This is a genomic window from Agrobacterium tumefaciens, from assembly GCF_005221385.1.
Lineage (GTDB): Bacteria > Pseudomonadota > Alphaproteobacteria > Rhizobiales > Rhizobiaceae > Agrobacterium > Agrobacterium tomkonis.
Window position 1 is genome coordinate 2,226,515 of record NZ_CP039903.1, and the last position, 25,370, is coordinate 2,251,884.

At 60.3% G+C, this 25,370-nt stretch carries 25 protein-coding genes and 1 pseudogene; 4 read left to right on the top strand and 22 right to left on the bottom strand.

Annotated elements, in window-relative coordinates; genetic code table 11:
* Positions 1-10: 10 nt before the first annotated feature.
* Together CFBP6623_RS11265 and CFBP6623_RS11270 are read left to right on the top strand one after the other, a co-directional pair.
* Positions 11-3,331, top strand: coding sequence for an efflux RND transporter permease subunit (locus CFBP6623_RS11265; protein WP_046797827.1), 3,321 nt, complete (start codon positions 11-13; stop codon positions 3,329-3,331).
* Between the two features lie 472 nt (positions 3,332-3,803).
* Positions 3,804-4,493 carry a Crp/Fnr family transcriptional regulator gene (locus CFBP6623_RS11270; RefSeq protein WP_046797826.1) on the top strand — a complete coding sequence of 230 codons (690 nt, stop codon included), beginning with the start codon at positions 3,804-3,806 and terminating at the stop codon, positions 4,491-4,493.
* Positions 4,494-4,582: 89 nt separating this feature from the next.
* On the opposite strand, the gene aidB is transcribed toward CFBP6623_RS11270, so the two are convergent.
* The 4 genes from aidB to ureE form a co-directional block, all read right to left on the bottom strand.
* Positions 4,583-5,407, bottom strand: coding sequence for an AidB family quorum-quenching N-acyl homoserine lactonase (aidB, locus tag CFBP6623_RS11275; protein ID WP_062654258.1), 825 nt, complete (start codon positions 5,405-5,407; stop codon positions 4,583-4,585).
* Between the two features lie 3 nt (positions 5,408-5,410).
* On the bottom strand, positions 5,411-6,022 hold the full coding sequence (gene ureG, locus CFBP6623_RS11280) for an urease accessory protein UreG (RefSeq protein ID WP_046797824.1): 612 nt from the start codon (positions 6,020-6,022) through the stop codon (positions 5,411-5,413).
* Between the two features lie 260 nt (positions 6,023-6,282).
* Complete coding sequence (locus tag CFBP6623_RS11285; protein WP_046797823.1) at positions 6,283-6,954, bottom strand: urease accessory protein UreF; 672 nt, start codon at positions 6,952-6,954, stop codon at positions 6,283-6,285.
* Positions 6,955-6,957: 3 nt separating this feature from the next.
* Complete coding sequence (gene ureE / locus CFBP6623_RS11290; protein ID WP_046797822.1) at positions 6,958-7,449, bottom strand: urease accessory protein UreE; 492 nt, start codon at positions 7,447-7,449, stop codon at positions 6,958-6,960.
* A gap of 246 nt (positions 7,450-7,695) precedes the next feature.
* Between ureE and CFBP6623_RS11295 the strand changes: the two are divergent.
* A pseudogene (locus tag CFBP6623_RS11295) lies at positions 7,696-8,860 on the top strand (IS481 family transposase); the annotation flags it as partial.
* A 141-nt stretch (positions 8,861-9,001) separates the two neighbouring features.
* Here CFBP6623_RS11295 and CFBP6623_RS11300 read toward each other — a convergent pair.
* The 18 genes from CFBP6623_RS11300 to CFBP6623_RS11385 all read right to left on the bottom strand — a co-directional run bounded on the left by CFBP6623_RS11300 (position 9,002) and on the right by CFBP6623_RS11385 (position 23,774).
* On the bottom strand, positions 9,002-9,538 hold the full coding sequence (locus CFBP6623_RS11300) for a peroxiredoxin (RefSeq protein WP_046797821.1): 537 nt from the start codon (positions 9,536-9,538) through the stop codon (positions 9,002-9,004).
* Between the two features lie 153 nt (positions 9,539-9,691).
* A complete protein-coding gene (locus tag CFBP6623_RS11305) occupies positions 9,692-10,363 on the bottom strand; it encodes a TIGR02117 family protein (protein ID WP_062654256.1) in 672 nt (223 codons plus the stop codon).
* Positions 10,364-10,372: 9 nt separating this feature from the next.
* Positions 10,373-12,082 carry an urease subunit alpha gene (gene ureC, locus CFBP6623_RS11310; RefSeq protein ID WP_080841872.1) on the bottom strand — a complete coding sequence of 570 codons (1,710 nt, stop codon included), beginning with the start codon at positions 12,080-12,082 and terminating at the stop codon, positions 10,373-10,375.
* A gap of 4 nt (positions 12,083-12,086) precedes the next feature.
* Positions 12,087-12,731, bottom strand: a complete 645-nt coding sequence (locus CFBP6623_RS11315; RefSeq protein ID WP_080841871.1) for a Urease operon accessory protein — start codon at positions 12,729-12,731, stop codon at positions 12,087-12,089.
* A gap of 5 nt (positions 12,732-12,736) precedes the next feature.
* Positions 12,737-13,150 carry a lysozyme inhibitor LprI family protein gene (locus tag CFBP6623_RS11320; RefSeq protein ID WP_137002528.1) on the bottom strand — a complete coding sequence of 138 codons (414 nt, stop codon included), beginning with the start codon at positions 13,148-13,150 and terminating at the stop codon, positions 12,737-12,739.
* Between the two features lie 9 nt (positions 13,151-13,159).
* On the bottom strand, positions 13,160-13,516 hold the full coding sequence (locus CFBP6623_RS11325) for a GFA family protein (protein ID WP_046797817.1): 357 nt from the start codon (positions 13,514-13,516) through the stop codon (positions 13,160-13,162).
* Position 13,517: 1 nt separating this feature from the next.
* Complete coding sequence (locus CFBP6623_RS11330) at positions 13,518-13,823, bottom strand: urease subunit beta (protein WP_046797816.1); 306 nt, start codon at positions 13,821-13,823, stop codon at positions 13,518-13,520.
* A 20-nt stretch (positions 13,824-13,843) separates the two neighbouring features.
* Positions 13,844-14,101 carry a DUF1272 domain-containing protein gene (locus tag CFBP6623_RS11335; RefSeq protein ID WP_080841870.1) on the bottom strand — a complete coding sequence of 86 codons (258 nt, stop codon included), beginning with the start codon at positions 14,099-14,101 and terminating at the stop codon, positions 13,844-13,846.
* 11 nt (positions 14,102-14,112) lie between these two features.
* Complete coding sequence (locus CFBP6623_RS11340; RefSeq protein WP_006315002.1) at positions 14,113-14,415, bottom strand: urease subunit gamma; 303 nt, start codon at positions 14,413-14,415, stop codon at positions 14,113-14,115.
* A 111-nt stretch (positions 14,416-14,526) separates the two neighbouring features.
* Positions 14,527-15,378, bottom strand: a complete 852-nt coding sequence (locus CFBP6623_RS11345) for an urease accessory protein UreD (RefSeq protein WP_167379134.1) — start codon at positions 15,376-15,378, stop codon at positions 14,527-14,529.
* Entirely contained in the window at positions 15,285-16,538 is a 1,254-nt protein-coding gene (locus CFBP6623_RS11350) for an alpha/beta hydrolase family esterase (RefSeq protein WP_046797813.1), read from the bottom strand. Before CFBP6623_RS11350 ends, CFBP6623_RS11345 begins: the two co-directional genes overlap by 94 nt.
* A gap of 254 nt (positions 16,539-16,792) precedes the next feature.
* Positions 16,793-17,488, bottom strand: coding sequence for an urea ABC transporter ATP-binding subunit UrtE (gene urtE, locus CFBP6623_RS11355; protein WP_046797812.1), 696 nt, complete (start codon positions 17,486-17,488; stop codon positions 16,793-16,795).
* 14 nt (positions 17,489-17,502) lie between these two features.
* Positions 17,503-18,021 carry a hypothetical protein gene (locus CFBP6623_RS11360; RefSeq protein ID WP_052818216.1) on the bottom strand — a complete coding sequence of 173 codons (519 nt, stop codon included), beginning with the start codon at positions 18,019-18,021 and terminating at the stop codon, positions 17,503-17,505.
* Between the two features lie 76 nt (positions 18,022-18,097).
* Positions 18,098-18,859, bottom strand: a complete 762-nt coding sequence (gene urtD, locus CFBP6623_RS11365) for an urea ABC transporter ATP-binding protein UrtD (protein ID WP_080841869.1) — start codon at positions 18,857-18,859, stop codon at positions 18,098-18,100.
* Between the two features lie 7 nt (positions 18,860-18,866).
* A complete protein-coding gene (gene urtC / locus CFBP6623_RS11370; protein WP_046797809.1) occupies positions 18,867-20,042 on the bottom strand; it encodes an urea ABC transporter permease subunit UrtC in 1,176 nt (391 codons plus the stop codon).
* Positions 20,039-21,652: an urea ABC transporter permease subunit UrtB gene (gene urtB / locus CFBP6623_RS11375; RefSeq protein WP_046797808.1), complete on the bottom strand. Its 1,614-nt coding sequence runs from the start codon at positions 21,650-21,652 to the stop codon at positions 20,039-20,041. Before urtB ends, urtC begins: the two co-directional genes overlap by 4 nt.
* Before the next feature lie 285 nt (positions 21,653-21,937).
* The gene (urtA, locus tag CFBP6623_RS11380) at positions 21,938-23,227 is read right to left on the bottom strand and encodes an urea ABC transporter substrate-binding protein (RefSeq protein WP_003520618.1); all 1,290 of its coding nucleotides are present in this window, start codon (positions 23,225-23,227) and stop codon (positions 21,938-21,940) included.
* A 340-nt stretch (positions 23,228-23,567) separates the two neighbouring features.
* Positions 23,568-23,774 (bottom strand): DUF2735 domain-containing protein, encoded by a 207-nt coding sequence (locus CFBP6623_RS11385; RefSeq protein ID WP_046797807.1) that lies wholly within the window; start codon positions 23,772-23,774, stop codon positions 23,568-23,570.
* A 480-nt stretch (positions 23,775-24,254) separates the two neighbouring features.
* On the opposite strand from CFBP6623_RS11385, the gene CFBP6623_RS11390 reads away from it, so the two are divergent.
* Complete coding sequence (locus tag CFBP6623_RS11390) at positions 24,255-25,289, top strand: glutamine synthetase beta-grasp domain-containing protein (protein WP_046798392.1); 1,035 nt, start codon at positions 24,255-24,257, stop codon at positions 25,287-25,289.
* Positions 25,290-25,370 lie beyond the last annotated feature (81 nt).

Sequence of the window (25,370 nt, forward strand, 5' to 3'; positions counted from 1 at the left end):
AGGGAATGAAATGAACTTCTCCGCATGGTCAATCCGTAACCCGATTGCGCCGCTTCTCGGCTTCGCGCTTTTGATGATCCTCGGCATGCAGGCCTTCAAGACCCTGCCGATCACCCGTTTTCCGAATATCGACGTCCCCGTCGTTGCCGTCACCGTGACCCAGAGCGGCGCTTCGCCCTCCGAGCTGGAAATGCAGGTGACGAAGGAGATCGAAGACGCGGTCGCCGCCATCAGCGGCGTCGATGAAATACAGTCCAGCGTAGTCGACGGCCAATCGACGACCACGGTCGTCTTCCGCATCGAAAAGCCGACGGAAGAGGCGGTTCAGGACACGAAGGACGCCATCGACAAGATCCGCAGCGATCTGCCCGCCGATATCGAAGTGCCTGTCGTCAGCAAGATCGACGTCGAAGGCCAGGCGATCCAGACCTTTGCCGTTTCTTCGCCGAACATGACGCTCGAAGAACTGTCCTGGTTCGTCGACGACACGATCAAGCGCTCGCTGCAGGGCCAGTCCGGCATCGGCAAGGTCGACCGTTACGGCGGTGCGGACCGGGAGGTGCGCGTTTCGCTCAGCCCCGAAAAGCTTGATGCCTATGGCATCACCGCAAGCGAGGTGAACAGCCAGCTGCGCGGCACCAACGTCGATCTCGGATCCGGCCGCGGCCAGGTCGGCGGCAATGAGCAGACGATCCGCACGCTCGGTGACACCCGCGACGTGACGCAGCTTGCCAACACCACCATCGCGCTCTCCAACGGCCGCTTCGTCAAGCTTTCCGAACTGGGTACGGTGACCGACACCTATCAGGAACAGAAATCCTTCTCGCGGTTCAACGGCAACCCCGCCGTCACCTTCGCGGTGTTCCGCTCCAAGGGTGCAAGCGAAGTCTCGGTCGCCGAAACCGTGGCGGAAAGCCTCGAAAAGGTCCGCAAGGATCATCCGGAAGTCTCGATCCAGATGGTCGATGACGCCGTCTATTTCACCTATGGCAACTACAAGGCGGCGCTTGATACGCTGATCGAGGGCGCCATCCTCGCCATCATCGTGGTCCTGCTTTTCCTTCGCAACTGGCGCGCCACCCTGATTGCCGCCGTCGCGCTACCGCTTTCCGCGATCCCGACCTTCTGGATCATGGATATCATGGGCTTCTCGCTCAACCTCGTCAGCTTCCTGGCGTTGACGCTCGCCACGGGTATTCTCGTGGACGACGCCATCGTGGAAATCGAGAACATCGCCCGTCACATCAAGATGGGCAAGACGCCCTATCGGGCAGCGCTCGAGGCCGCCGACGAAATCGGTCTCGCCGTCATCGCCACCAGCTTCACCATCATCGCCGTCTTCGTGCCTGTCTCGTTCATGCCCGGCATTCCCGGTCAGTACTTCATCCAGTTCGGTCTGACGGTTGCCTTCTCGGTGTTCTTCTCGCTGGCGGTGGCCCGCCTCATCACACCGCTGATGGCGGCCTATCTGATGCGCGCCGAAGACGCGATGGACGACCATCACGACAATGACGGCCGGCTGATGAAGGCCTATACGCGCATGGTTTCCGCCACCACCCGCAAATGGTGGGCGCGTTACCTCACGCTCATCGGCGCCGTCGGCTTCCTCGTCGCCTCCGTCATTCTTCTCGCCGGCGTTCCGGGCAGCTTCCTGCCGCCGGACGACGCATCGCGCGTGACGCTCTCGGTGGAACTGCCGCCCAATGCGACGCTGGATGAAACCGACCGGACGACGACCGAAATCTTCCATGCCATCCGTGACATCAACGGCGTGGAAAGCGTCTTCATTCTCGGCGGTGCTTCGCCCAAGGGCGATCTGGAACTTCGCCGCGCCACCGTCAACGTCATCCTCCAGCATATCGACCACTCATTGCTGAAGGTGCTGGTCAACAAGGGGCTGGGCTCCATTCCGCTCATCGGCCAATATCTTCCGAAGGTGGAAGAAAAGGGCCGCACACGTCCGCAATGGGATGTGGAGCGGGACATCTTCGCCAAGGTCCGCGCCATTCCGGATGTGCGCATCATCAAGCTGAACGACCGTGCGGAACGCGAACTGAGCTTCAACTTCCTGTCGTCGAACGAGAAGGACCTGAACGACGCCGTCGGCATTCTCGAAAGCCGTCTACGCGCCTCACCCATCCTTGCCAATGTCAGCTCGGAAGGCGCGTTGCCGCGTCCGGAATTGCAGATCCGCCCGCGCAAGGATGAAATCGCCCGCCTCGGCATCACGCCGCAGCAGATTTCGCAGACGGTTCGCGTCGCCACCATCGGCGATATCGACGCCCAGCTGACGAAGATTTCGCTGGATGACCGGCAGATTCCGATCCGCGTGCAGGCGTCCATCGATACCCGCCGCGATCTCGCCACCATCCGCGCCCTGAAGATCAAGACCGCATCCGGCTCGCTGGTGCCGCTCTACAGCGTTGCCGATATCGACTATTCGGAAGGTCCGAGCTCGATCAAGCGCAACGACCGCAACCGCGTCGTCTCCATCGGCTCCGACGTGCCATTCGGCACGGCGCTCGATACCTCGACGGCCGAATTCAAGCGGATCGTCGAGGAAACCAAGCTGCCGGCAAGTGTGCGCCTGGCGGAAAGCGGCGATGCCAAGGTGCAGGGTGAAATGCAGCAGGGCTTCGTCAACGCCATGCTGCTTGGCCTGCTGCTGGTGCTTGTCGTGCTCATCCTGCTGTTCAAGGATGTCATCCAGCCCTTCACCATCTTGTTCTCGCTGCCGCTCGCCATCGGCGGCGTGGCCGTCGCGCTCATCATCACCCAGAACGCGCTGTCCATGCCGGTTCTCATCGGCATCCTGATGCTGATGGGCATCGTGACGAAAAACGCCATCCTCCTGGTAGACTTCGCCATCGAGATGCGCCGTCACGGCATGGAGCGGGTGCATGCCATGATCGAGGCCGGTCGCAAGCGCGCCCGCCCGATCATCATGACCTCCATTGCCATGTCGGCAGGCATGTTGCCCTCGGCACTCGGCGTCGGCGAAGGCGGCTCGTTCCGCGCGCCGATGGCAATCGCGGTCATCGGCGGCATCATCGTCTCGACCGTTCTGTCGCTGATCGTGGTTCCTGCCTTCTTCCTGATCATGGACGACCTGTCGCGCCTGCTCGCCCACCTCTTCGGCCGCTTCGTCGGCAAGAAGGAAGAGGAGGAAGAGGCTCTCTCCAACGAGAAACTCTCGGAGATCGCCCGCGAAAACAGCCTGGCGCTCTCCTCGCTGGAGGCGCGGGTCGCCGGCATGGAAAAGGGCACCGGCGACAAGGCCGCAGACAAGGGCAGCAACATATTGCGGCTGCCGCCGCTTGCTGCGGAATAAAGCTTGCAGAATAACGATTGAGACGCCGGGCCTTGTGCCCGGCGTTTCTTTTGGGCGGACGTTTAAAGGGCAAAACGTCGCCGCTTGTTTCTTCTCCCCGCCGGGGAGAAGGTGGCCCGAAGGGTCGGATGAGGGGGCAACCTTGCCGAATCCCTCTACCCTCGCCCCCTCATCCCGCTGCCGCGGACTTCTCCCCCTCGGGGAGAAGAAATATGTGGCAATCGCCCGCCCCATATTTCCCTCTGTGCTTTGAAACACGAACGGCCCGTCATTTCCTCTCACATAACGACTGCAACCCCGTTTGATCGAAATCAATTCGCTTTTCAGGTGAACTGCTAATCTCCCTCGCATCGGGAATTGCCGGTCGAAGGATAATGCGATGAGTTCTTTGCAGATAGGCGTGAGAGAGACGGAACATCCCCGGTTTCGTATCGCTTCGGACAGCCCGGCAAAAGGTTTGAGCGGGAGCCGGATGGACGTGAACAAGACCGTGAAACTGAGCAACAGGGACAGGAACATTCTGCTGCGCGCGCCCTTGATAGGGATAGCGGATGACGCAGTGGCGTTGAAGCTGATGGAGGCGGCGACCATCATCAATGTCAACGCCCGCCATGTGCTCTTCAAGGAAGGCGAAGCGGCGCAGCATTTTTATTGCGTTCTGTCGGGTTATATCAGGCTTTACCGGCTGGACAGGCATGGGCGCGAGGCGGATGTGCGCGTCAGTGGTCCGGGCGATACCTTCAACGAATGCCTGATTTTCGGCAGCGACACCTATCGCTACAGCGCGCAGGCGGCGGAAAGCTGCACCGTGGCGCGTTTCGAGCTCGCGAAAATCCGGGCGTTGATCGATCAGGAACCGGCAATCGCCAAAGCCGTCATGCGTTGTCTTTCCAACAGCCTGCTTGGCACCATGGATTGCATCGCCAACGATCGGCTGCAGACCGCGCCACAACGCGTCGCCCATTATCTCATCAATCAGGGCCCGCGTGATGCGACATCCTTTTCGCTGCGGCTGCCGTTCCAGAAAAGCCTGCTTGCCGGCAAGCTCGGCCTTGCGCCGGAAGCCCTGTCACGCGCCTTCTCGGCGCTGAAAAAATCAGGCGTCACCGTGCGTGGCCGCATCGTGCAGGTCAATGACGTCGCCGCATTGAAGCAGATCTAGAAAAGACAGCGGGAGAGGAAGAAGGGCGGGATGCCAGCCGGCAGCCCGCCTTTCGCCATTGTGGATTTCGCCATTGTGGAAAGGGCAGATCAGCCCGGCTGCGGCACGAAGCGGAAGGCGTCGCCCTGCCGTTCAATATGGAAAAAGCCGCCAAGATGGCCACCGGACACCAGCCAGCCGTGATCGGCCGCCTCGGCCAGCGCCGCAAGACGGGTGGCATAGGCAAGTTCGGAATCGATATCGTAAACGAAAGCGATTTCAGGATCGTCAGCCTGCAATCCACTCACATGCAGCACATCACCCCACAATAACAGCCGGTTATCACCGCTGCCGATGAGATAGCCGGCATGCCCCGGCGTGTGGCCGGGCATGGCGATCGCCTCGATATCGTCGGCAACCGTTCCCATGGGGATCGGCCGCAGCATGGCACCACAGATATCGAGCAGCCGGGCGGCGAGATCGAAACCGCCCTGCCGGGCTGGCGGCAAGCTCTTGCGGGCATCCGCGCTGGAGAAAAAGCCAAGATCGGCCTCCGGCACCCATATTTCCGCATTGGGAAAATAAGGCCGGTCGCCATCAATGAGGCCAAGCGCATGGTCGCCGTGAATATGGGTGAGGATGACACGCGTCACATCGGCCGGCTGAATACCGGCGGTGATCATCGCCGCGCGGGCATGGCCATAGGCCGCACCCCAGGCGGTGCCGCAACCGGCATCGATCAGCCAGATGCCATCAGGCCCGGAGAGCGCGAAACAATTGACGTCCACATCCACCGTCTCGCCTTCAAGCCCGGCAAGAACCGCGGCCAGCGCAACCTCGCCCTGCCGATGGATGAGATGGCCGACCGGCGCCTTGTAGACGCCGTCGACAAAACGGGACACGGCATAGGGGCTGAAACGAAGAGGCGTATTCATGGCTCAGAGACCGCCCTGCTCTTTCAGGAAGCCGACGATATGCTCCACCCCATCGCCCCGCTTCATATCGGTGAAGACGAAGGGCATGGCATTGCGCATGCGGGTCGCATCATTATCCATTACGGTCAGATCGGCCCCGACGTAAGGTGCGAGATCCTTCTTGTTGATGACCAGCAGATCGGAGCGGGTGATGCCTGGCCCGCCCTTGCGCGGAATTTCCTCACCCTGACAGACGGAGATCACATAGATGGTGATATCGGCAAGATCGGGCGAAAAGGTCGCGGCGAGATTGTCGCCACCGGATTCGATGAAGACGACATCCAGATCGGGAAAGCGCGCATTGAGCCCGGCAATCGCCTGCAGATTGATCGTCGCATCCTCGCGGATAGCGGTATGCGGGCAACCGCCCGTCTCCACACCGACAATACGCTCCGACGGCAGCGCCTGCATGCGCACCAGCGCCTCGGCATCCTCTTTCGTATAGATATCGTTGGTAACGACGGCGACGGAATAATCAGCGCTCATCGCCTTGCAGAGCTTTTCCGTCAGCGCCGTCTTGCCCGAACCAACCGGCCCGCCAATGCCAACGCGCAGCGGGCCATTGCCCGATTTCATGCCCGATTTCACGACTGTGTTTCCTTCTATGCTTTGGTTCTGTCTCACCATATCTCCTCCGCTACTCGCTTCAAGATATGCAAGGATCGTGCCGCGAGTTTCTTCTCCCCGAGGGGGAGAAGGTGGCCCGAAGGGTCGGATGAGGGGGCAACGTCGCCGGATTTCGGGGAGCTCGCCCCCTCATCCCGCTGCCGCGGACTTCTCCCCCCTCGGGGAGAAGAAACAAGCGGCATGCGCTCGCTCCATCGATGCTGTAACTTTCAGGAGCGGAAAAGCCGCGTGCCCTGCACCTCGTGGCGCATCGCCGCCGTATCGGCGATGATCGTCGCGCTGCCGAGGTCATCGAGCGTGGATTGCGCAGCCCGCGCAGCCATCTCCGCAATCACCGCCTCGCTTGCTGCCAGAATGGCGACACCATCCTTCTGGCCTGCCACGCCAAGGCGGATGCCGGCCGAAACCATTTGCGAGACGCCGGCATGTGCGAAAGCGGCAAGTGTTTCCTTAAGCGGCACCCCATGCGCGGCGGCCACTGCCCCGACGGCGACAGGATATGGACATTCCTCCGGCAACAGTTCCAGAACCACATGCGGCCATGCGCCTGCGGCAGCAACGAAGGCATCACCCAGAAGTATCGTTTCACGATATCGCTCCGCCGAGCCGGCCAGCGCCCGCGCCAGATTGGCTGTTTCATTCAGGGCGGCGGCATCGCTGGCCCTGCGCCAGCCTTCCGCCAGAAACACCGCGTCGTTCCACAGGCTGCCGTGGCGCAGAAGCGTCTCCACCCAGCCAAGAAGACCGGCTGCATCAGGCACACGCCCATCCTCAACCGCCTTTTCAAGCCCGCCGGAATAGGAAAAACCGCCAACCGGAAATGCCGGCGACAGCCAGGCCATCAGCCGCAGCAGCGCGGCAACGCCGCGATCGTCGCTCACGGATCAGCCGTGATCATGATGGTGGTGATCATGGCCGTGCCCGTGACCATGGGAATGGCCGCCATGGGCGTGATAGGCACCGCGGGCCGGCTGGAAAGGTTCTTCCACCTCGCGCACCGTGGCGCCGAGACCTTCGAGCATGGCGCGGATGACGTGGTCGCGCAGGATGAGAATGCGCTCTTCTTCGATCTGTGCCGAAAGATGCCGGTTGCCCAGATGCCAGGCGAGCTCGATCAGGTGAAGCCGATCCTTCGGCGTGATTTCAAACAGCTTTTCAGCCGCGGCCCGAACCTCGATCAGATCGCCGTTTTCCACCACCAGAAGGTCGCCATGGGCAAACAGCACGGCTTCCTTCAGGTCGAGCATCACCATCTCGTCATTTTGCAGATGCAGCAGCTTGCGGCGCAGATGCCGCTGGTCATGCGCCAGCGTGACATAACCGGAAGGCTCGTCGCCAGGGGTTCCGGCGGGATGGTAAGAGGTAACGCGCAGCATGGGATGATCCGTTCGAAAACTGTCTTGGGGGTCTGATTTTTGCCGGATAGGCGGGGGGATTTCAAGGCGCGATTTCAGGGCACATGGCCACCAGAATGACAAAGCCCGGCATCACAGCCGGGCCAGGTGCAAACCTTTCTCCACTTTCGCCGTCATCCTCGGGCTTGATGTTCAGCCCGGAGACATAGTTGACAGATGTTCGGAGACATCCCTGACACTTTTGCCGGTTGGCAGAGGAGGGGCGGGATGGCTTGGCGGGAGATTTCTGTCATGGACCAGCGTAGGGAGTTCGTGCTGCTTGCGACGTTGGACGGGGCCAATGTTTCGGCCCTGTGCAAGCGCTTCGGCATCAGTCGGCAAACGGGTTATCTCTGGCGGCGTCGGGCGAATGCGGGAGAGGCGGTAAAGGATCGCTCCCGTCGTCCGCACTCAAGCCCTCGACGGACATCCGATGATCTGGAGCGCTGCGTGCTTGCCATTCGTGACGAGCACCCTGCCTGGGGTGCTCGCAAGATCGCAAGGCGAATGCAGGATCTGGGCATCGAGCCTCCCTCAGCATCCACCGTGCATGCTGTCCTGTCCCGCCATGGTCGGATCGGACCGCAGGCAAGTGAGCGCATGACAGAGAGCCGCTTCGAGCGTGAAGCACCGAACCTTCTGTGGCAGATGGACTTCAAGGGGCGTACGCAGATGGGCTGCGGCAACTGGTGCTACCCCCTGACGATCATCGATGACCACTCCCGCTTTGCCATCGCGATAGAGGCCTGCCTCAACGAGCAACTGGAGACCGTACAGACGAAGCTGGAGACGATCTTTCGCCGCTATGGCATGCCGCTGGCGATTTACTGCGACAATGGCAACCCGTGGGGTGCAGGTGTTCCAAACCAGTGGACGCGCTTGCGGGTCTGGCTTTTGAAGCTTGGCATCGAGTTGATCCATTCACGACCCTATCATCCGCAGGGGGCGGCAAGAACGAGCGTTTCCATCGCAGCCTCAAGGCCGAGGTGACGGACTTCGCCGCGCTGAAGGATCAGGCCCATGCCCAGAGAGCTTTCGACCGCTGGCGTGAGATTTACAATCACCATCGCCCGCATGAAGCGATCGACATGGCTGTGCCTGCAAGCCGCTATCGGCCTTCTGCACGCCCATTTCCAAGCCAGCTTCCTGAGCCCGTCTACGACAGAAGCGAGATCGTGCGCAGCGTCAGTTCTACCAAAGGCTATCTCAGCTTCAAGGGCAAAGCATGGCGCATCCCGAACGCTTTCAGAAGCGAGCGCCTGGCCATCCGGCCACTCAACAGCCCAGGTCTCTTCGGCGTGTTCTTCGGGGCAACGCAGATCGCAAAGATAAACCTCGAAGACAAAGTCTGACTGTCAGGGATCTCTCCGAACACATGTCAGGGATGTCTCCGGTCTTTACACTTGACCCGAGGATCCACCCGTCAGGCGTTTATGGATCCTCGCCTCAGGGGCGAGGATGACGGAGGAGAGGTTTTCGCCTGCTGTCGGCACCCCGAACACGACATCGGTGCCGGGCCTTCACAAAACCAAAATCAGGCCGCAGCGCGGCTTTTCAGGTTTTCCAGAATGTTCTGCGGCGCGGAAACGCCGTAAGGGTCGGATTCGCAATTATCCTGATAGCCCTCTTCCTCGAACCACTGCTCCACCAGACCGTCATTGATGACGGCGGCGTAACGCCAGGAGCGCATGCCGAAACCGAGATTGTCCTTGGCGACCAGCATGCCCATCTTGCGGGTGAACTCACCCGAACCATCCGGAATGACCTTGACGTTTTCGAGGTTCTGGCCCTTTGCCCAGGCATTCATGACAAAGGCATCGTTGACCGACAGGCAATAGATTTCATCCACGCCGAGCGCGCGGAATTCGCCAGCCAGCTTTTCGAAATCGGGAAGCTGATAGGTCGAGCAGGTCGGCGTGAAGGCGCCCGGCAGCGAAAACAGAACGACCTTCTTGCCCTTGAAATAATCATCGGAGGTCATGTCCTGCCAGCGGAACGGGTTGGGGCCGCCCACGGCCTCGTCACGAACGCGCGTGCGGAAAGTTACGGCGGGCACTTTTTTGCCGAGCATGGCTTTTCTCCTGATCAGGTGTTTTACGCGGATCGCTTGGGATCAATCCGCACGGAATTCTTTTGCCGTTTCCATAGCGCAAGATGCGCTGCGGTGCAGCATAAAAATCGGATTCAAGTCATCGAATGTACGAAATCCCGCATCTGTGGAAGATCAATTGTGGAGATCGACCGACCAGCGCAACAGCGGCGGCAAGGGCGTCCACCAGCCTGTTCGAATACCGGCCTCGCGCAACATGGCTGCCGACCACGTGTTGCAGCCGGCCAGCGCATTAAACCAGCCATTCGCCTCGAAAAACGCGTCCGTCAAACCATAGGCGGCACCGGGGACAAGCTGGACCTTGCCGTCATTTCTGACAAAACTTGCCCTGATACCGGCGAGAAGGCGCTGATAGCCTGCTTCTGAAATACGAAGCCGTTTCACTCCGGCCATATCGGCGGGAAAGTCTCCCGTCACGTCCACATGCATCACCGATCGGTCAAGCGTGAACGAGCGCAGCACCGGCAGCGGTTTCAGATCGGCCCAGGTGGGCGTCTCTATGTAAAACGACCGTCCACCCCAGCCAAACACCAGATAGGCAGCTGCGGGATGATTGACGGCAATACCGTCCTCCTGCAACTCGGAAAACACCCGCCGCAGATCGTCATCGACCGGCAGGGCGATATCGGTGTGGATCGGATTGGACAATAGCAGAATCTCGCGATCCTTCGCGCCGCCGTCTGCATTGTCAGCGAAAAAGGGACGCGGCACGGGGGTGCCGAGCACAAGAAACAGGACAATCAGCAGCACGCCGCCGCCGATCCACTTTGTGATAAATCTCAACACGAAACGCCGTTAAAACAGGAAATAACGCTGCGCCATCGGCAGCACGGTCGCCGGTTCGCAGGTCAAAAGTTCGCCATCCGCCCGCACCTCATAGGTTTCCGGATCGACCTCGGTATGCGGGGTGAGCGAATTGTGGATCATCGACGCCTTGGAGATGCCGCCGCGCACATTCTTCACCGGCAGCAGCGTCTTGGCGACGCCAAGGCGCTGGGCAAGGCCGGCATCCAGCGACGCCTGCGAGACGAAAGTGACCGAGGAATTGGTGCGCAGCTTGCCATAGGCGGCAAACATCGGCCGGTAATGCATCGGCTGCGGTGTGGGGATGGAGGCATTCGGATCGCCCATCGGGGCGGCGGCAATCGAGCCGCCGAGCAGCACCATCTCCGGCTTCACGCCGAAAAAGGCCGGGTTCCACAACACCAGATCCGCACGTTTGCCGACTTCGATGGAGCCGATCTCGTGGCTGACACCCTGGGCAATGGCTGGGTTGATCGTATACTTGGCGATGTAACGGCGCACCCGGAAATTGTCGTTTTCGCCGGTCTCTTCCTTCAGGCGGCCACGCTGGCGTTTCATCTTGTCGGCGGTCTGCCAGGTGCGGATCGCCACTTCGCCGACGCGGCCCATGGCCTGGCTGTCGGAAGAGATGATCGAGAACGCGCCGATATCGTGGAGAATATCCTCCGCCGCGATGGTTTCCTTGCGGATGCGGCTTTCGGCAAAGGCGATATCTTCGGGAATGGACGGCGACAGGTGGTGGCACACCATCAGCATATCCAGATGTTCGGCCAGCGTATTGACGGTATAGGGCCGCGTCGGGTTGGTGGAAGACGGAATGACGTTCGGATTGCCGCAGACCTTGATGATATCGGGCGCGTGCCCGCCGCCCGCCCCTTCAGTGTGGAAGGCATGAATGGTGCGGCCCCTTATCGCGGCGACCGTATCTTCCACGAAACCGCTTTCATTCAGCGTGTCGGTGTGGATCATCACCTGCACGTCATATTCATCGGCAACCGTCAGGCAATTGTCGATGGCGGCGGGCGTCGTGCCCCAGTCTTCGTGCAGCTTCAGCGAGGAGGCGCCGGCGAGGATCATCTCTTCCAGCGGTGCGGGCAGCGAGGCATTGCCCTTGCCGGCCAGCGCCAGATTCATTGGGAAGGCATCGAAGCTTTCGATCATCCGCTCGATATGCCATGCACCGGTGCAGGTGGTGGCAAGCGTGCCATGCGCCGGGCCGGAGCCGCCGCCCAGCATGCAGGTCACGCCGCTCATCAGCGCTTCCTCGATCTGCTGCGGGCAGATGTAATGGATATGCGCATCCATGCCGCCGGCCGTCAGGATCTTGCCTTCACCGGCAATCGCCTCCGTCGAAGGACCGACGATGATCGTCACGCCCGGCTGCGTATCCGGGTTGCCCGCCTTGCCGATGGCGTGGATGCGGCCATTCTTCAGGCCCACATCCGCCTTGTAGATACCGCTATGGTCAACGATCACCACATTGGTGATAACGGTATCGACAGCGCCTTGCGCCCGCGTCGCCTGGCTCTGGCCCATGCCGTCGCGAATGACCTTGCCGCCGCCGAATTTCACTTCCTCGCCATAGGTCGTGTGGTCCTTTTCGATCTCGATGAAGAGTTCGGTATCGGCAAGACGCACCTTGTCGCCAACGGTCGGGCCGAACATGCCGGCATAGGCAGCGCGGGAAATCTTGTAAGGCATAGGCTCAGGCTCCTTCGGACGCGGAGAAAATCGATGTGGGAGAAATTCGTGTCAGCCGGCCCTCATTTGTGAGGGCTTCGACCAGTTGTTGTTCGGCGGCAAATGGATGGCCGCTCCAGCCCTGATGGCCGAAACCGGCAATCGCCACCTCGTCACCATCGCCGCTCACACTCTCAAGAACATGGGCGATGGCAAAAAGGCCGGTGCTGGGGCAGACATAGGGCGCGGGCGTATAGGCTTCGAGCGCCACATCCATCCTGTCATGCACGCCGCGGGGAATGACGATGTGGCTCTTGCCGGTTTCCCGCGCAATTGCAGCGAAAGCGGCGGTATAATCGGCACAGAAATCGGTCAGTTCCGGCCAGCGCCGGCGAATATCCGGCTCCATTTCGGCAAACTTTGCCGGATCACGCACCGACCAGATGGCGGTAGCCTGCCGCACCCCGTCACTCTCGCGCCAGTCGGTGCCTTCAGTCATCTCACGGCCCGGCCGCCCCGTGTTGCAGACAGCCACCACATCGGTGCGCGTGCCGCCAGGCCCCAGCGACCGGCAATCATTAAAGCGGATGACGATGTCGGAACGGTCGATGAAATCAGCCGCACCCAACGGCAATTCCCCGTTTCCGACAATCGTGATGCGCCGCCCCATGCCGTTCAGAAACCCTCGCCAAGCTGGCGCAGTTCTTCCGCCCGCTTGCCGCTCATTTCAGCGAGGCAGGACGAAATCAGCATCGGCTCCATCGTGCCGCCGCGGGCCTGAAAGCCGGAAAGCGCGCAATTGGCATCGCGGAACGCCACCCAGGCACGCTGGGCCGCTACAAGCGCCTCGGTCGCGCCCTTGCCGTCCGCATCCGCCGTCTTGTCGCGCGCAGTGAGCGCCTTGCGCAGCTTCTGGTATTCGGCGTTGAGCTGCTTGTCGGCCTTTTCATAATCCTTGCCGGCGCAGATGGTCATATCCGTCTGCGTTTCCGGCGCTTTGCAATCCGGCTCATCCTGCGCCGCCGCCGGCAGCGACAAGCCGCCGGTCAGCAGCAAGGCTGCCACGAAACCGAAGTTTTTCCTGCTCATACCCATCATTCAGGCCGCCGCGCCATCGAAAGCCTGCGGCTTCAGCGCCCGCGGATCGACGCCATCGAGACAATTGGCGTTCACCGCCACCATCGGAGTTCCATCCGGCCCGTCGGCATAGGCGAAACTCTCAATGCCGCAGGTGGAGCAGAAAAGATGATGAATATGGTGCTTGTTGAAGAGGTATTCCGTCAGTTTGTCCTCGCCGGAAAGCAGGGTGAATTTCTCGCGCGGGGCAAAGGCAAGCGTGGAACCCAGACGCTTGCAGCGTGAGCAATTGCAGACAATGGTGTGATCGAGATCGGCATCGACCTCGAAGCTGACGTCGCCGCATTGGCAGCTTCCATGATAATGCGCACTGGCCATTTCATAACCTCCCCATGACCTGTTGACGAAAACCGTAAACCTCACGCTTGCCGGAAAGCGGCACCAGCGTTACTTCCCGCTTCTGGCCGGGTTCGAAACGAACCGCCGTGCCTGCCGGGATATCGAGACGCATGCCGCGCGCCTTGTCGCGCTCGAAAATAAGCCCGGCATTGGTCTCGAAGAAATGGTAATGGCTGCCCACCTGCACCGGCCGGTCGCCCGAATTGGCCACCTCGATCGTCACCGTCGGCTGGCCGGCATTGAGCTCGATGGTGCCCTCTGCGGCAATGATTTCGCCTGGCTTCATGGTGCTCTCCTTCATCTGTCTCAGGCGGCCGCCGCGGCCGCACAGCCTTCGGCCTTCAGCACGCGCGTCGTTGACGCCGGATTGTTGACGAGTTTTGCCGCCGGGCGGACCGGCCTGCGAACCAGCTCACCGCCGCAATTCGGGCAGGCGCCTTGAAGCACATCCGTCACACAATCAACGCAGAAGGTGCACTCGAACGAGCAGATCATTGCATCCCGGCTGTCGGGTGCAAGATCGCGGTCGCAGCATTCGCAATTGGGCCTCAGTTCCAGCGCCATGCCACCCTCCTCTATCGGATCGGTTCGTGGACGGTCACCAGCTTGGTGCCATCCGGAAACGTCGCTTCCACCTGCACATCATGGATCATCTCGGCGATGCCTTCCATCACCTGATCGCGGGAAATCACATGCGCGCCAGCTTCCATCAGGTCGGCAACGGCGCGGCCGTCACGGGCGCCCTCGACGACGAAATCGCTAATCAGCGCAATCGCTTCCGGGTAATTCAGCTTCACGCCACGCTCCAGCCGGCGGCGCGCCACCATGGCGGCCATGGAAATCAGCAGCTTGTCTTTTTCTCTTGGGCTAAGGTTCATCGTCGTCCCGCAGCTTTCGCACCTGCTCCGCAAACCACTGAGGGTTTGGGGGAACAGATCCGACTTGTTTGACAGACCCCGGTAGGTCGCCTGTCGCGAGCGATCCGGAGGTTACAGATTCCAGACTTTCGGCACTGGCGCGCCGTTTCGCAAGAGCGAAATGATCGGAAAAAGCAATTTTCTGAGGGAGAAACCATCGGCGGCAGAGACGCGCACGACAAGCTTGCCCTGCCATTCGCTGGCGCCGCCGCTTTCACCGGCAATAGCCCGGATTTTAGGCAGAAGCGCCTCGGAGAGAGGCCCGATATAAAGCAGCGTCGCAAAGGCGACCTGACCGGCCAGAACCGCCGGCCTTACGGTCAGCTCCGCCACCTCACCCTCGAGCAGAAGCTCTTCGGCATGCACCAGCCTGCCGCCGTGGCGAATGCGCCAGCGGTCACGAAAAAGGCCATGCGTCATCATCTCGCCCATGGCCTGGCGGCCAAGTAAAACGGCTTCGACGGCGATGAATTCGGCAGATTGGTCAAGATCGGCTTCTAGTCTTCGGCTCAGGGAAGCGCGGTCGAAGAGAATGGTTTCCTGCGGCAGCCAGTGTAACCGGGCACCCGGCCCGGCCGAAACGCGGGCGGTGACGGTGGCTGTGCCTGATGATGCCTTATAGACCTTTTCGCAGGCCTGCGTTGTCACCACCAGCGAGGTGCCGGCACCGGCCGTGGCCTGCCACTCTATTTCGTCTCCGCCGGTCAACCCGCCGGAAGAATTGATGAGAATGGCCTCGGCTTCGTTCGAAAACGTATCCGGCAGTCGGATTTTGGCGCAGCCTTCCTGAAACAACTCGTCCAGCCGGCTGCGCCCTTCAACCGCCTTGGTTACAATGCGTCCTCTGCCACGGGCGCGCTGCTGCCGGACAGGTTGAGCGTCTTCGCAACCGGAAGTGCCGATGGCTTGCTGTTGCTGCTGCACGCGGTCTCCGATGTAGTTGCGGAAGCGGATGAGGCCTTGGCGCCACAATCCTTCTTGACGACGGCGTCCACCACCAGCTGCCCTTCCGTATTACGGAAGAAGTCCCACATTCTTTCGGCCGCATCAACCGTGCGGGTCACTTCGCCTGTGGGCATCTTGCGCTCCACGGCGGGTTCCGCCTTCGGCGTCTGTTCGCCGCCGGGTTTGCGGGTAACGACGGCGCTCGCGGCCAGCACTTCCGCCTTCATGGCGGCGCGCGGCCAGGCATGGTCCCAGTTTTCAATGACATAGGACTGGATGCGCGCACCGCCCTTGCAGACATCATAGGAATTCACGGTGAAGCTCTCACCCGGCTTGGTTTTGGCGCCGCCCTTGCAACCATCCATCTCGGCCCAGCGCTTCAGCGCCGTCTCACCGCCATATTGCCAATAGGATTTGCCACCACCCTGATAGGGGTTGGCAGGATCCTTCAACCCGGCAAAGGCGATGATCGACATAGGCCGCGCCGGTGCGCAGCTTGCCGCATCCGGTCCCCACTTGCCTTCGGTCTCCAGCGGATAACCCGCGCGCAGCGAAGCGACAAAGCCCGCGGCGGTGAAATCCGCGCTGCCATTGCAGATGAATTGCGACAGCATGCGCCCGCCGCCGGAATAACCGGAACCGTAAAAGCGCTCTTCATCCACGCAGAATTTGCCCTTGACCATGTCAATCGCATTGCGAATGAAACCGACCTCATCCAGTCCACCGGGGCGCGTGGTAACGCCCGGCACGTTCCAGGCATGGGTGCCGGGTAATTCGCCGTTCAAACTGCCAGCCAGTGCCACGACCATCAGGCCATCACGCTCGGCAAGCTTGTCCCAGCCGCTGCGGTTCAGCTGACCGTGCGGATTGCTGTTGGAGCCATGGAAATCGAATACCACCGGCAACGGCTTTTTTCCGTCATAGGCGGAGGGAACGAAATAGACGCCGTCGCGTTTGTGCCCGTTAGAGAGAATGGAAAAATCATGCCGGCCTGGCTCCATGCCGGGTCCGGGAAGCTGACCGCAGGTCGATGCCGACGCCGCGGCACCGGCGCTTGCGCACATCGCAATGCCCAGAACGAGGGTGCGGGCGGAGCGGAACAACCGGGCAGCCCGGCCAGTTGCAAAGTCTTGATGCATTGACACGCCTTTATTGGCACTATGTCTCCGACGATACGTCGGAGGTGCATGGAATGTAAGGGATCAACTGTCGCGGCGTGCGAATAGACTTTTCCTGTGTCTCGCATGCAGCATTTGCGCTGCCAATATCACAGGCTTTTATTCAACGAAATGCTAAAATTGCGCATAAAAGCCATGCAGAGGCGCATAGGCTTTCAAAATATTAATCGGCCGTTTGCACGCCGTGATCGGCGCGCAGCATTTTTAGTCTCGATTTATACTGTCAGATGACGCCGCGCTTCCGGCGTATCCAGCGTTTCAGCCAGCCCCTCATGCACGATCTCACCGCGATCCATGATGTAAACGTAATCGGCAAGCTCACGGCAGAAATCCAGATATTGCTCGACCAGCAGGATGGCCATGCCGGTGGAATCCCTGAGATATTTGATCGCCCGGCCGATATCCTTGATGATCGACGGCTGGATACCTTCGGTCGGCTCGTCGAGAACGAGGATTTTCGGCCGCGTCACCAGCGCCCGGCCGATGGCGAGCTGCTGCTGCTGACCACCGGAGAGATCCCCGCCGCGCCTTCCCAGCATGGATTGCAGCACCGGAAACAGGCTGAAAATATCATCCGGGATGAACCGCTCCTTACGCGGCAGCGGCGCATAGCCGCTTTCGAGATTCTCCTGAACGCTGAGCAGCGGAAAGATTTCCCGTCCCTGCGGCACGTAACCGACACCACGCTTGGCCCGATGGTAAGGCGCCAGCCCATCCAGCGCCGCCCCTTCAAAGCTGATCGTCCCGGCACTGGTGGCGTGCTGGCCGGTAACGGCGCGCAGAAGCGAGCTTTTGCCCACCCCGTTGCGGCCGAGGACACAGGTGATCTTGCCCATCTCCGCCGTCAGCGAAACGCCGCGCAGGGCCTGCGCTGCGCCGTAATGGAGGTTGATGTTGTCGACGTTCAGCATTTCATCCACCTGTTCTAATTCAGCAATGTTCGTCTCAAAGCCTGCAGGGCATTTTCCTGCTCGCTGGTCTTGTCGCCACCGACCTGGCTGACCTCTTCGGCAATATCGATCAACTGTCGTCTTTCATCGAAATCGAGCGCATTCGCCCATAAATCGCGAAATCTGCGGATCGGGTCTTCGGGATTGACGACATTTCTGGATGCCCATTCTCCGAAGACGATAATTTCTTCCATATCCGCCGGCGAAATGATGTCTCTCATCTTTTCACGGACAACTTTTTTTGCCGCGTCGAGATACATCGGCTTTTCGTTGGCAAGGCACATGAAGAATGCCACCGCAGCAATCGCAGGATCACGAATGGACGCGATTGGTGCGACTTCGGCCTTTTTCCGAAATGCCCTGCGCTTATAGGCGCCCCGCATTTTCTCGACGGTGTCGATGATTTCGCTACCGGCCTCACGCACCATCTTCAATCGCCAATACCAGACTGCCGCAGCACCGATTGCCATAACCAGAATTCCAATCAACGCCATTCGATCAACTCCAGATTTTAAATTTTTCAACTTAAATCCGGTTATTATTACAGGCACAAGTAGAGGCCAGCTCTTTCTATCGCCCCAGATAATTCTCGATCACCTTCGGATCGCTGGACACGAAATCGATCGACCCTTCGGCCAGCACCGAGCCTTCGGCAAGGCACGTCACCTTCACCCCCAGCTCGCGGATGAAGCCCATGTCATGCTCCACCACGACAACAGAGCGGGTCTTGGCGATTTCCTTCAAAAGCACGGCGGTTTCCGCCGTTTCCGCATCCGTCATGCCCGCCACCGGCTCATCCACCAAAAGCAGCTTCGGCTCCTGCGCCAAGAGCATGCCGATTTCCAGCCATTGTTTCTGGCCGTGCGAGAGGTTGGCGGCAAGATCGCCGCGGCGGTGGCCAAGGCGCACGGTGGCGAGGATTTCCTCGATGCGGGCCTTGTCTTCCTCCGTCAGCCGGTAGAAGAGCGTCGCGAAAACACCGCGCTTGCGGTTGAGCGCCAGTTCCAGATTGTCCCAGACGGTATGGCTTTCGAACACCGTAGGCTTCTGGAATTTTCGCCCGATGCCGAGCTGGGCGATGTCAGCCTCATCCTTCTTGGTCAGGTCGATACTGTCTTCAAACAGCACCGTGCCCGTATCCGGCCTTGTCTTGCCGGTGATGATGTCCATCATCGTCGTCTTGCCCGCGCCATTCGGGCCGATGATGGCGCGAAGCTCGCCCGGCTCCACCACGAAGGAGAGCGAGTTCAGCGCCCTGAAACCGTCGAAGGATACCGAGACGCCATCGAGATAAAGCAGGCTCTTCGTTCTCTTTTCGGAAATCGTGTTCATATCCGCCTCACTCCGCCGCCTGTTGCGCCACTGTTACGGCACCGTCATTGCCCGGCTCTGCGCTGCTTGCCGCCCGCGCAACCCGCTTTTCACGCCGCCCGGCCAGATAATGCTGCACGGTGCCGACGATGCCCTTCGGGAAGAACAGCGTCACCGCGATGAACAGGCCACCCAGCGCAAACAGCCAGAATTCCGGGAAAGCGCCGGTGAAATAGCTTTTCCCGCCATTGACGAGCAGCGCACCGATGATCGGCCCGATCAGCGTGCCGCGCCCGCCCACCGCCGTCCACACCACCACTTCGATGGAGTTGGCGGGCGAAAATTCGCCGGGATTGATGATGCCCACCTGCGGCACGAACAGCGCGCCGGCAATGCCCGCCATCATGGCCGAAACGACGAAGGTGAAGAGCTTGATGTTTTCCACCCGGAAACCGAGGAAACGCACCCGGCTTTCGGCATCGCGCACGCCCACCAGCACCTTGCCGAATTTGGAATTGACGATGCCCGATGCGATCAGCAGGGAGAGCGCCAGCATCACCGCCGTCATGGCAAACAGCACGGCGCGGGTGCCATCCGCTTGCACGGAAAAGCCGAGGATGTCCTTGAAATCGGTGAGGCCATTATTGCCGCCGAAACCCATGTCGTTGCGGAAGAAGGCGAGCAGCAGCGCATATGTCATGGCCTGGGTGATGATGGAGAGATAAACACCGTTGACGCGCGAGCGGAAGGCGAACCAGCCGAACACGAAGGCGAGCAGGCCCGGCACCACCAGCACCATCAGCGCCGCAAACCAGAACATGTCGAAGCCTTGCCAGAACCACGGCAGTTCCTTCCAGTTGAGGAAGACCATGAAATCAGGCAGCACCGGATGGCCATAAACCCCGCGCGTGCCGATCTGCCGCATCAGATACATGCCCATGGCGTAACCGCCGAGCGCGAAAAAGGCGGCATGGCCGAGCGAGAGGATGCCGCAATAACCCCAGACGAGATCAAGCGCGAGCGCCAGGAGCGCATAGGCCAGATATTTGCCCAGCATCGACATGATATAGGTCGGGATGCGGAACGCGCTGTCTTGAGGCAACAGCAGGTTGGAGGCCGGCACCAGCACGGCGATGGCGAGAATGATGCCGATGGCGATGGAAATGCGGCGATCGAGCGCGCGCAGGAGGAAGCCGGTAATCATGCTTCGATCGCCCTTCCCTTGAGTGCGAAGAGACCGCGCGGCCGCTTCTGGATGAACAGGATGATGAGAACGAGCACGAGGATCTTGCCGAGAACGGCGCCCACCGTCGGCTCGAGGAACTTGTTGAGCACGCCGAGAGACAGGGCGCCCACCAGCGTTCCCCAGAGATTGCCGACGCCGCCGAACACCACCACCATGAAACTGTCGATGATGTAGCTCTGGCCGAGATTGGGCGAGACATTGTCGATCTGCGACAGCGCTACGCCGGCGAGACCGGCAACGCCCGAACCGAGCGCGAAGGTGAAGGCATCCACCCACGGCGTGCGAATGCCCATGGAAGAGGCCATGCGACGGTTCTGCGTCACGGCGCGCATCTGCAACCCGAAAGCGGAGCGCTTCAGGAGCACCAGCAGCGCGAAGAACACCGAGAGCGAAAAACAGACGATCCACACCCGGTTCCAGGTGAAATTGAGATAACCGACGCTGAAGGAGCCGGACATCCAGCCGGGGCTGCCGACTTCCCGGTTGGTCGGGCCGAAGATGGAGCGCACGCCCTGCTGCAGGATGAGCGAGATGCCCCAGGTGGCGAGCAGCGTTTCGAGCGGCCGCCCGTAAAGAAAGCGGATGACACCGCGCTCCATGACAAGGCCGACAAAGGCCGTCACCAGAAAGGCGACGGGCAAAGCGATGGCAAGCGACCAGTCGAACAGGCCGGGGAAGCTGGAGCGGATCACCTCCTGCACCATGAAGGTGGAGTAAGCGCCGATCATCACCATTTCGCCATGGGCCATGTTGATGATGCCCATGACGCCGAAGGTGATGGCAAGACCGATGGCGGCGAGCAGCAGCACGGAACCGAGTGAAAGGCCATACCAGACATTCTGCACGTAATCCCAGAAGGCAAGCGCGCTTTCGATGCTGGAAATGGCCTCGTCTATATCGGGTTTCAGGCTTTGATCCACGGAGGCCGACGCCGCCATGAGAATGCCGATGGCATCGCGCCCGCCGAGCTTCTTGATGGTCGCGATTGCTTGCCTTTTCTCTTCGAGCGACCGTTCGGAGGAGAGCAGCGAGACAGCCCGCGCCTCCTCCATCCGGGTCCGCACCTCAGTATCGGTCTCCTTGGCGATGGCCGCTTCCAGCAATTCGAGATTTTCGGCGCTCGGCGCTTTCAGAACCGCATCGGCCGCAGAAAGCCGCACGGATTTTTCCGCGCTGAGCAGGGTCAGGCCGCCAAGTGCGGCGCGGATGACGCGACGCAGATTATTGTTGACCTTGATCTTGCTGACAGCCGCCTTCGGCGCTTCACCCGCACTTTCGCCCGTCAGCGGATCGATCAGCGTAAAATTGGAACCTGCCGGTTTCGTCATGAAAACCAGATTGTCGGCCTTGCGCACGTAAAGATCGCCCGCCGCAAAAGCCTCGAGCGCCGGCACGACACGCGCATCGCCCGTGGCAGCGATCTGCCCGATCAGCACTTCGGCCTGCTTGAAATCCGCCGTGCCGAGCTGGTCGATCAGCGCCTTCGGCTCGCTTTGCGCGAAGGATTGGGCGGCGATCCCCAGGGTGAGCCAGAGGAAGATGGCTCCGAGAAAAGATCGGATCGTCATGTCGGGTTCCTTGGGCGTTTTACGACGGGGCGTTTTTGGGTAATGCCACTTGAGTATGCGGTTTACCCCCCTCTGCCCTGCCGGGCATCTCCCCCACAAGGAGGGAGATCGGCAAGGTGCGCTCGCATCGCTCTATCTCGACCGAAGAGAAATGCGGGGCCTAGCCACGAGTCGATCTCCCCACCTGTGGGGGAGATGCCCGGCAGGGCAGAGGGGGGCACGCTTGTTCAGTTTTCAACTATTGAAGCACCGCCCCCAAACAACGGGGGCGGCAACCACCCGCTATCAGCTACCCTTGCCGCCGCACTTCCCACTGGCCACATTGAAGTTGCCGCACGACATCGGCTTCCGCCAGTCCGAGATCAGATCCTTCGAATCCGGCAGGTAATCCGACCATTCGTCACCCACAACCTGCGGGGTCTGCTGCACGATTTCGAACTGGCCGTCGGCCTGGATTTCGCCGATCAGCACCGGCTTGGTGATGTGGTGGTTCGGCATGACGGTGGAGTAACCGCCCGAAAGGTTCGGCACGGAAACGCCGATAATCGAGTCGAGAACCTTGTCCGTATCCGTCGTGCCGGCGGATTCGACGGCCTTTACCCAGGCGTTGAAGCCGATATAGGCGGCTTCCATCGGGTCGTTGGTCACGCGCTTGTCGTTCTTGGTGAAGGCATGCCAGGTCTTGATGAATTCGGCATTAACAGGCGCATCGACGGACTGGAAGTAGTTCCAGGCGGCAAGGTGGCCGACCAGCGGTGCGGTGTCGAGACCGGCAAGTTCTTCTTCGCCGACCGAGAAGGCAACGACGGGAATGTCTTCAGCCTTGATGCCCTGGTTCGCCAGTTCCTTGTAGAAAGGCACGTTGGCGTCGCCGTTGATGGTGGAAACCACGGCGGTCTTCTTGCCGGCCGAGCCGAATTTCTTGATGTCGGACACGATCGTCTGCCAGTCGGAATGACCGAACGGCGTGTAGTTGATCATGATGTCCTCTTCCTTGACGCCCTTCGACATCAGGTAGGCCTTCAGGATCTTGTTGGTGGTCTGCGGATAGACATAGTCCGTGCCGGCCAGAACCCAGCGCTCCACACCTTCGGTGCTGGCGAGATAATCGACGGCCGGAATGGCCTGCTGGTTCGGCGCCGCACCGGTATAGAAGATGTTACGCGAGGATTCTTCACCCTCATACTGAACCGGGTAGAACAGGATCGAATTCAGTTCCTCGAAGACCGGCAGAACCGACTTGCGCGAGGAGGACGTCCAGCAGCCGAAAACGGCCGCGACCTTGTCCTGCGAAATCAGCTGGCGGGCCTTTTCGGCAAATAGCGGCCAGTCGGAAGCCGGATCGACCACCACGGCTTCGAGTTTCTTGCCGAGCACCCCGCCCTTCTTGTTCTGCTCGTCGATGAGCATCAGCATGGCGTCCTTCAGCGTCGTCTCTGAAATCGCCATGGTGCCGGACAGCGAATGCAGCACACCGACCTTGATGGTGTCGTCAGCGGCAAAAGCGCCATGGAAGGCGGTGGTGGACAGGATCGCGCCAAGCAGCGCAGCACTAAGCGTCTTGCGGAATATCATCGGAAGAACCCCTCTCCTTGTTTGGCCTCTTATCAAGGCTCAGCGGCATCTGCGGCCGCTGCTGGGAGGGACTATCGATCTCGCGAACGCGAAACCGTATACGTCAATTGACGTAGGCGGGGTGGCGAAAGATGCAGGGGGGAGGTTTTAAGGGCAGATACGAGTAAAGGGGTCCCATGTGGAATGGGCGGCTTAAACTTGTTTCTTCTCCCCGCCGGGGAGAAGTCCGCGGCAGCGGGATGAGGGGGCGAGATATCAGGAGAGCTTGCCCCCTCATCCGACCCTTCGGGCCACCTTCTCCCCTACAGGGAGAAGAAATGCGCCGCACCGTCGTCTCACATCAGGAATGCGGCTTATCGCCCCGCTCTTCATCCCGGATCGCTTCATCATGATACCAGGAGCCGAAATCCACATGCGGCTCCCGCGCCTGACGCTCAAGCTCGCTAAGTCCGCTGTTGCCGAACCTGGAAAGGCCCGCGCGCCCGCCGACCGGGAATTGATAGATCGTTGCCGTCTCGCGATGAATGCCAGTTGCCATTTCGATCATCTCACTTTGTTTGCATCGAGGCACTTTTTGTCTGAAGCAAACCCGCAAAGGCCGGATTCGCTCCGTTTGATTAAAAAAAAATCACGTTGCGAAAAATATAGGCACTAAGCGACCAATCAGCAAGAAAAACCATTCCGGAAGCGCCAGTTTTTGGGGCAAATGCCGATCCGTCGCGCGCAATTGAAATCATTGCACCGCAACAGGGCATTCTCTGCCAGGACGCCGGCTATCTATCAGGATTCAATGACGAAACATGAGGGGTGAATTTGCCTTCTGCGGCGCAGCAGGAACGGGTTCCCGCAATATCGCAGCCCTTGCGCTCCAGAGCCTCTGAAAGATTTTTCGAAGAATCTGCTAAACATCGCCAATCTGGCACGCGGCATGCATCTATGGGGTCAGCCCTTGAACGCGAAAGCGCTTCCGGCGGCGAAAGCCACGGAAGCCTCAAGGCTTCGCATCTTTACCTATGAGAGGTTCGTAATGACTAAGTTCAAACTCGAGTACATCTGGCTGGATGGATACAAGCCGGTCGCCAACCTGCGCGGCAAGACACAGGTCAAGGAATTCGACGAATTCCCGACACTCGAGCAGCTGCCACTTTGGGGTTTCGATGGTTCGTCCACCCAGCAGGCTGAAGGCCATTCGTCGGATTGCGTGTTGAAGCCCGTTGCGATCTACCCCGACCCGGCCCGTACCAACGGTGCGCTCGTCATGTGCGAAGTCATGATGCCCGATGGCGTTACCCCGCACGCCTCCAACAGCCGCGCCACCATCCTCGAGGACGAGGATGCATGGTTCGGTTTCGAACAGGAATATTTCTTCTACCAGGACGGCCGCCCGCTCGGCTTCCCGGAACAGGGTTACCCGGCTCCGCAGGGTCCTTATTACACCGGCGTCGGCTTCAAGAATGTCGGTTCGGTTGCCCGTGAAATCGTTGAAGAGCACCTCGACCTCTGCCTCGAAGCCGGCATTAACCACGAAGGCATCAACGCTGAAGTGGCCAAGGGCCAGTGGGAATTCCAGGTCTTCGGCAAGGGCTCCAAGCGCGCCGCCGACCAGATCTGGATCGCCCGCTACCTGCTGCTGCGCCTTTGCGAACAGTACGGCATCGACGTTGAATTCCATTGCAAGCCGCTCGGCGATACCGACTGGAACGGCTCTGGCATGCATTGCAACTTCTCCACCAAGTTCATGCGCGAAGTTGGCGGCAAGGACTATTTCGAAGCCCTCATGGCCGCTTTTGCCAAGAACTGGCAGGAACACATCGACGTTTACGGCCCGGACAACCATCTGCGCCTGACCGGCAAGCACGAAACCGCTCCGTGGAACAAGTTCTCCTATGGCGTGGCAGACCGTGGCGCCTCGATCCGCGTTCCGCATTCCTTCGTCAACAACGGTTACCGTGGTTACCTCGAAGACCGTCGTCCGAACTCGCAGGGCTGCCCATACCAGATCGCTTCCGTCGTTCTGCAGACGATCGCGGAAGTGCCGCTCGCAAAGTCGGCTGCTGCCTGATAAGCCAAGACATGGCGTCGCCCTGAGCCGGGCGACGCCATTTTTGTGTCCACCGAACGGCCAGGCCGGACTGGCGACCTT

What these genes read in the sequence shown, in the direction of transcription:
- CFBP6623_RS11340 (WP_006315002.1), bottom strand. Translation starts at nt 14,415, where the DNA reads ATGAACCTTAGCCCAAGAGAAAAAGACAAGCTGCTGATTTCCATGGCC.
- CFBP6623_RS11265 (WP_046797827.1), top strand. Translation starts at nt 11, where the DNA reads ATGAACTTCTCCGCATGGTCAATCCGTAACCCGATTGCGCCGCTTCTC.
- ureE (WP_046797822.1), bottom strand. Translation starts at nt 7,449, where the DNA reads ATGCTGCGCGTTACCTCTTACCATCCCGCCGGAACCCCTGGCGACGAG.
- urtD (WP_080841869.1), bottom strand. Translation starts at nt 18,859, where the DNA reads ATGAACACGATTTCCGAAAAGAGAACGAAGAGCCTGCTTTATCTCGAT.
- urtA (WP_003520618.1), bottom strand. Translation starts at nt 23,227, where the DNA reads ATGATATTCCGCAAGACGCTTAGTGCTGCGCTGCTTGGCGCGATCCTG.
- CFBP6623_RS11335 (WP_080841870.1), bottom strand. Translation starts at nt 14,101, where the DNA reads ATGGCGCTGGAACTGAGGCCCAATTGCGAATGCTGCGACCGCGATCTT.
- urtE (WP_046797812.1), bottom strand. Translation starts at nt 17,488, where the DNA reads ATGCTGAACGTCGACAACATCAACCTCCATTACGGCGCAGCGCAGGCC.
- CFBP6623_RS11315 (WP_080841871.1), bottom strand. Translation starts at nt 12,731, where the DNA reads ATGGGGCGGCGCATCACGATTGTCGGAAACGGGGAATTGCCGTTGGGT.
- ureG (WP_046797824.1), bottom strand. Translation starts at nt 6,022, where the DNA reads ATGAAATCGGGCAATGGCCCGCTGCGCGTTGGCATTGGCGGGCCGGTT.
- aidB (WP_062654258.1), bottom strand. Translation starts at nt 5,407, where the DNA reads ATGAATACGCCTCTTCGTTTCAGCCCCTATGCCGTGTCCCGTTTTGTC.
- CFBP6623_RS11350 (WP_046797813.1), bottom strand. Translation starts at nt 16,538, where the DNA reads ATGCATCAAGACTTTGCAACTGGCCGGGCTGCCCGGTTGTTCCGCTCC.
- urtB (WP_046797808.1), bottom strand. Translation starts at nt 21,652, where the DNA reads ATGACGATCCGATCTTTTCTCGGAGCCATCTTCCTCTGGCTCACCCTG.
- CFBP6623_RS11300 (WP_046797821.1), bottom strand. Translation starts at nt 9,538, where the DNA reads ATGCTCGGCAAAAAAGTGCCCGCCGTAACTTTCCGCACGCGCGTTCGT.
- ureC (WP_080841872.1), bottom strand. Translation starts at nt 12,082, where the DNA reads ATGCCTTACAAGATTTCCCGCGCTGCCTATGCCGGCATGTTCGGCCCG.
- CFBP6623_RS11270 (WP_046797826.1), top strand. Translation starts at nt 3,804, where the DNA reads ATGGACGTGAACAAGACCGTGAAACTGAGCAACAGGGACAGGAACATT.
- urtC (WP_046797809.1), bottom strand. Translation starts at nt 20,042, where the DNA reads ATGATTACCGGCTTCCTCCTGCGCGCGCTCGATCGCCGCATTTCCATC.
- CFBP6623_RS11390 (WP_046798392.1), top strand. Translation starts at nt 24,255, where the DNA reads ATGACTAAGTTCAAACTCGAGTACATCTGGCTGGATGGATACAAGCCG.
- CFBP6623_RS11325 (WP_046797817.1), bottom strand. Translation starts at nt 13,516, where the DNA reads ATGGCCAGTGCGCATTATCATGGAAGCTGCCAATGCGGCGACGTCAGC.
- CFBP6623_RS11330 (WP_046797816.1), bottom strand. Translation starts at nt 13,823, where the DNA reads ATGAAGCCAGGCGAAATCATTGCCGCAGAGGGCACCATCGAGCTCAAT.
- CFBP6623_RS11385 (WP_046797807.1), bottom strand. Translation starts at nt 23,774, where the DNA reads ATGATCGAAATGGCAACTGGCATTCATCGCGAGACGGCAACGATCTAT.
- CFBP6623_RS11360 (WP_052818216.1), bottom strand. Translation starts at nt 18,021, where the DNA reads ATGGCGTTGATTGGAATTCTGGTTATGGCAATCGGTGCTGCGGCAGTC.
- CFBP6623_RS11320 (WP_137002528.1), bottom strand. Translation starts at nt 13,150, where the DNA reads ATGAGCAGGAAAAACTTCGGTTTCGTGGCAGCCTTGCTGCTGACCGGC.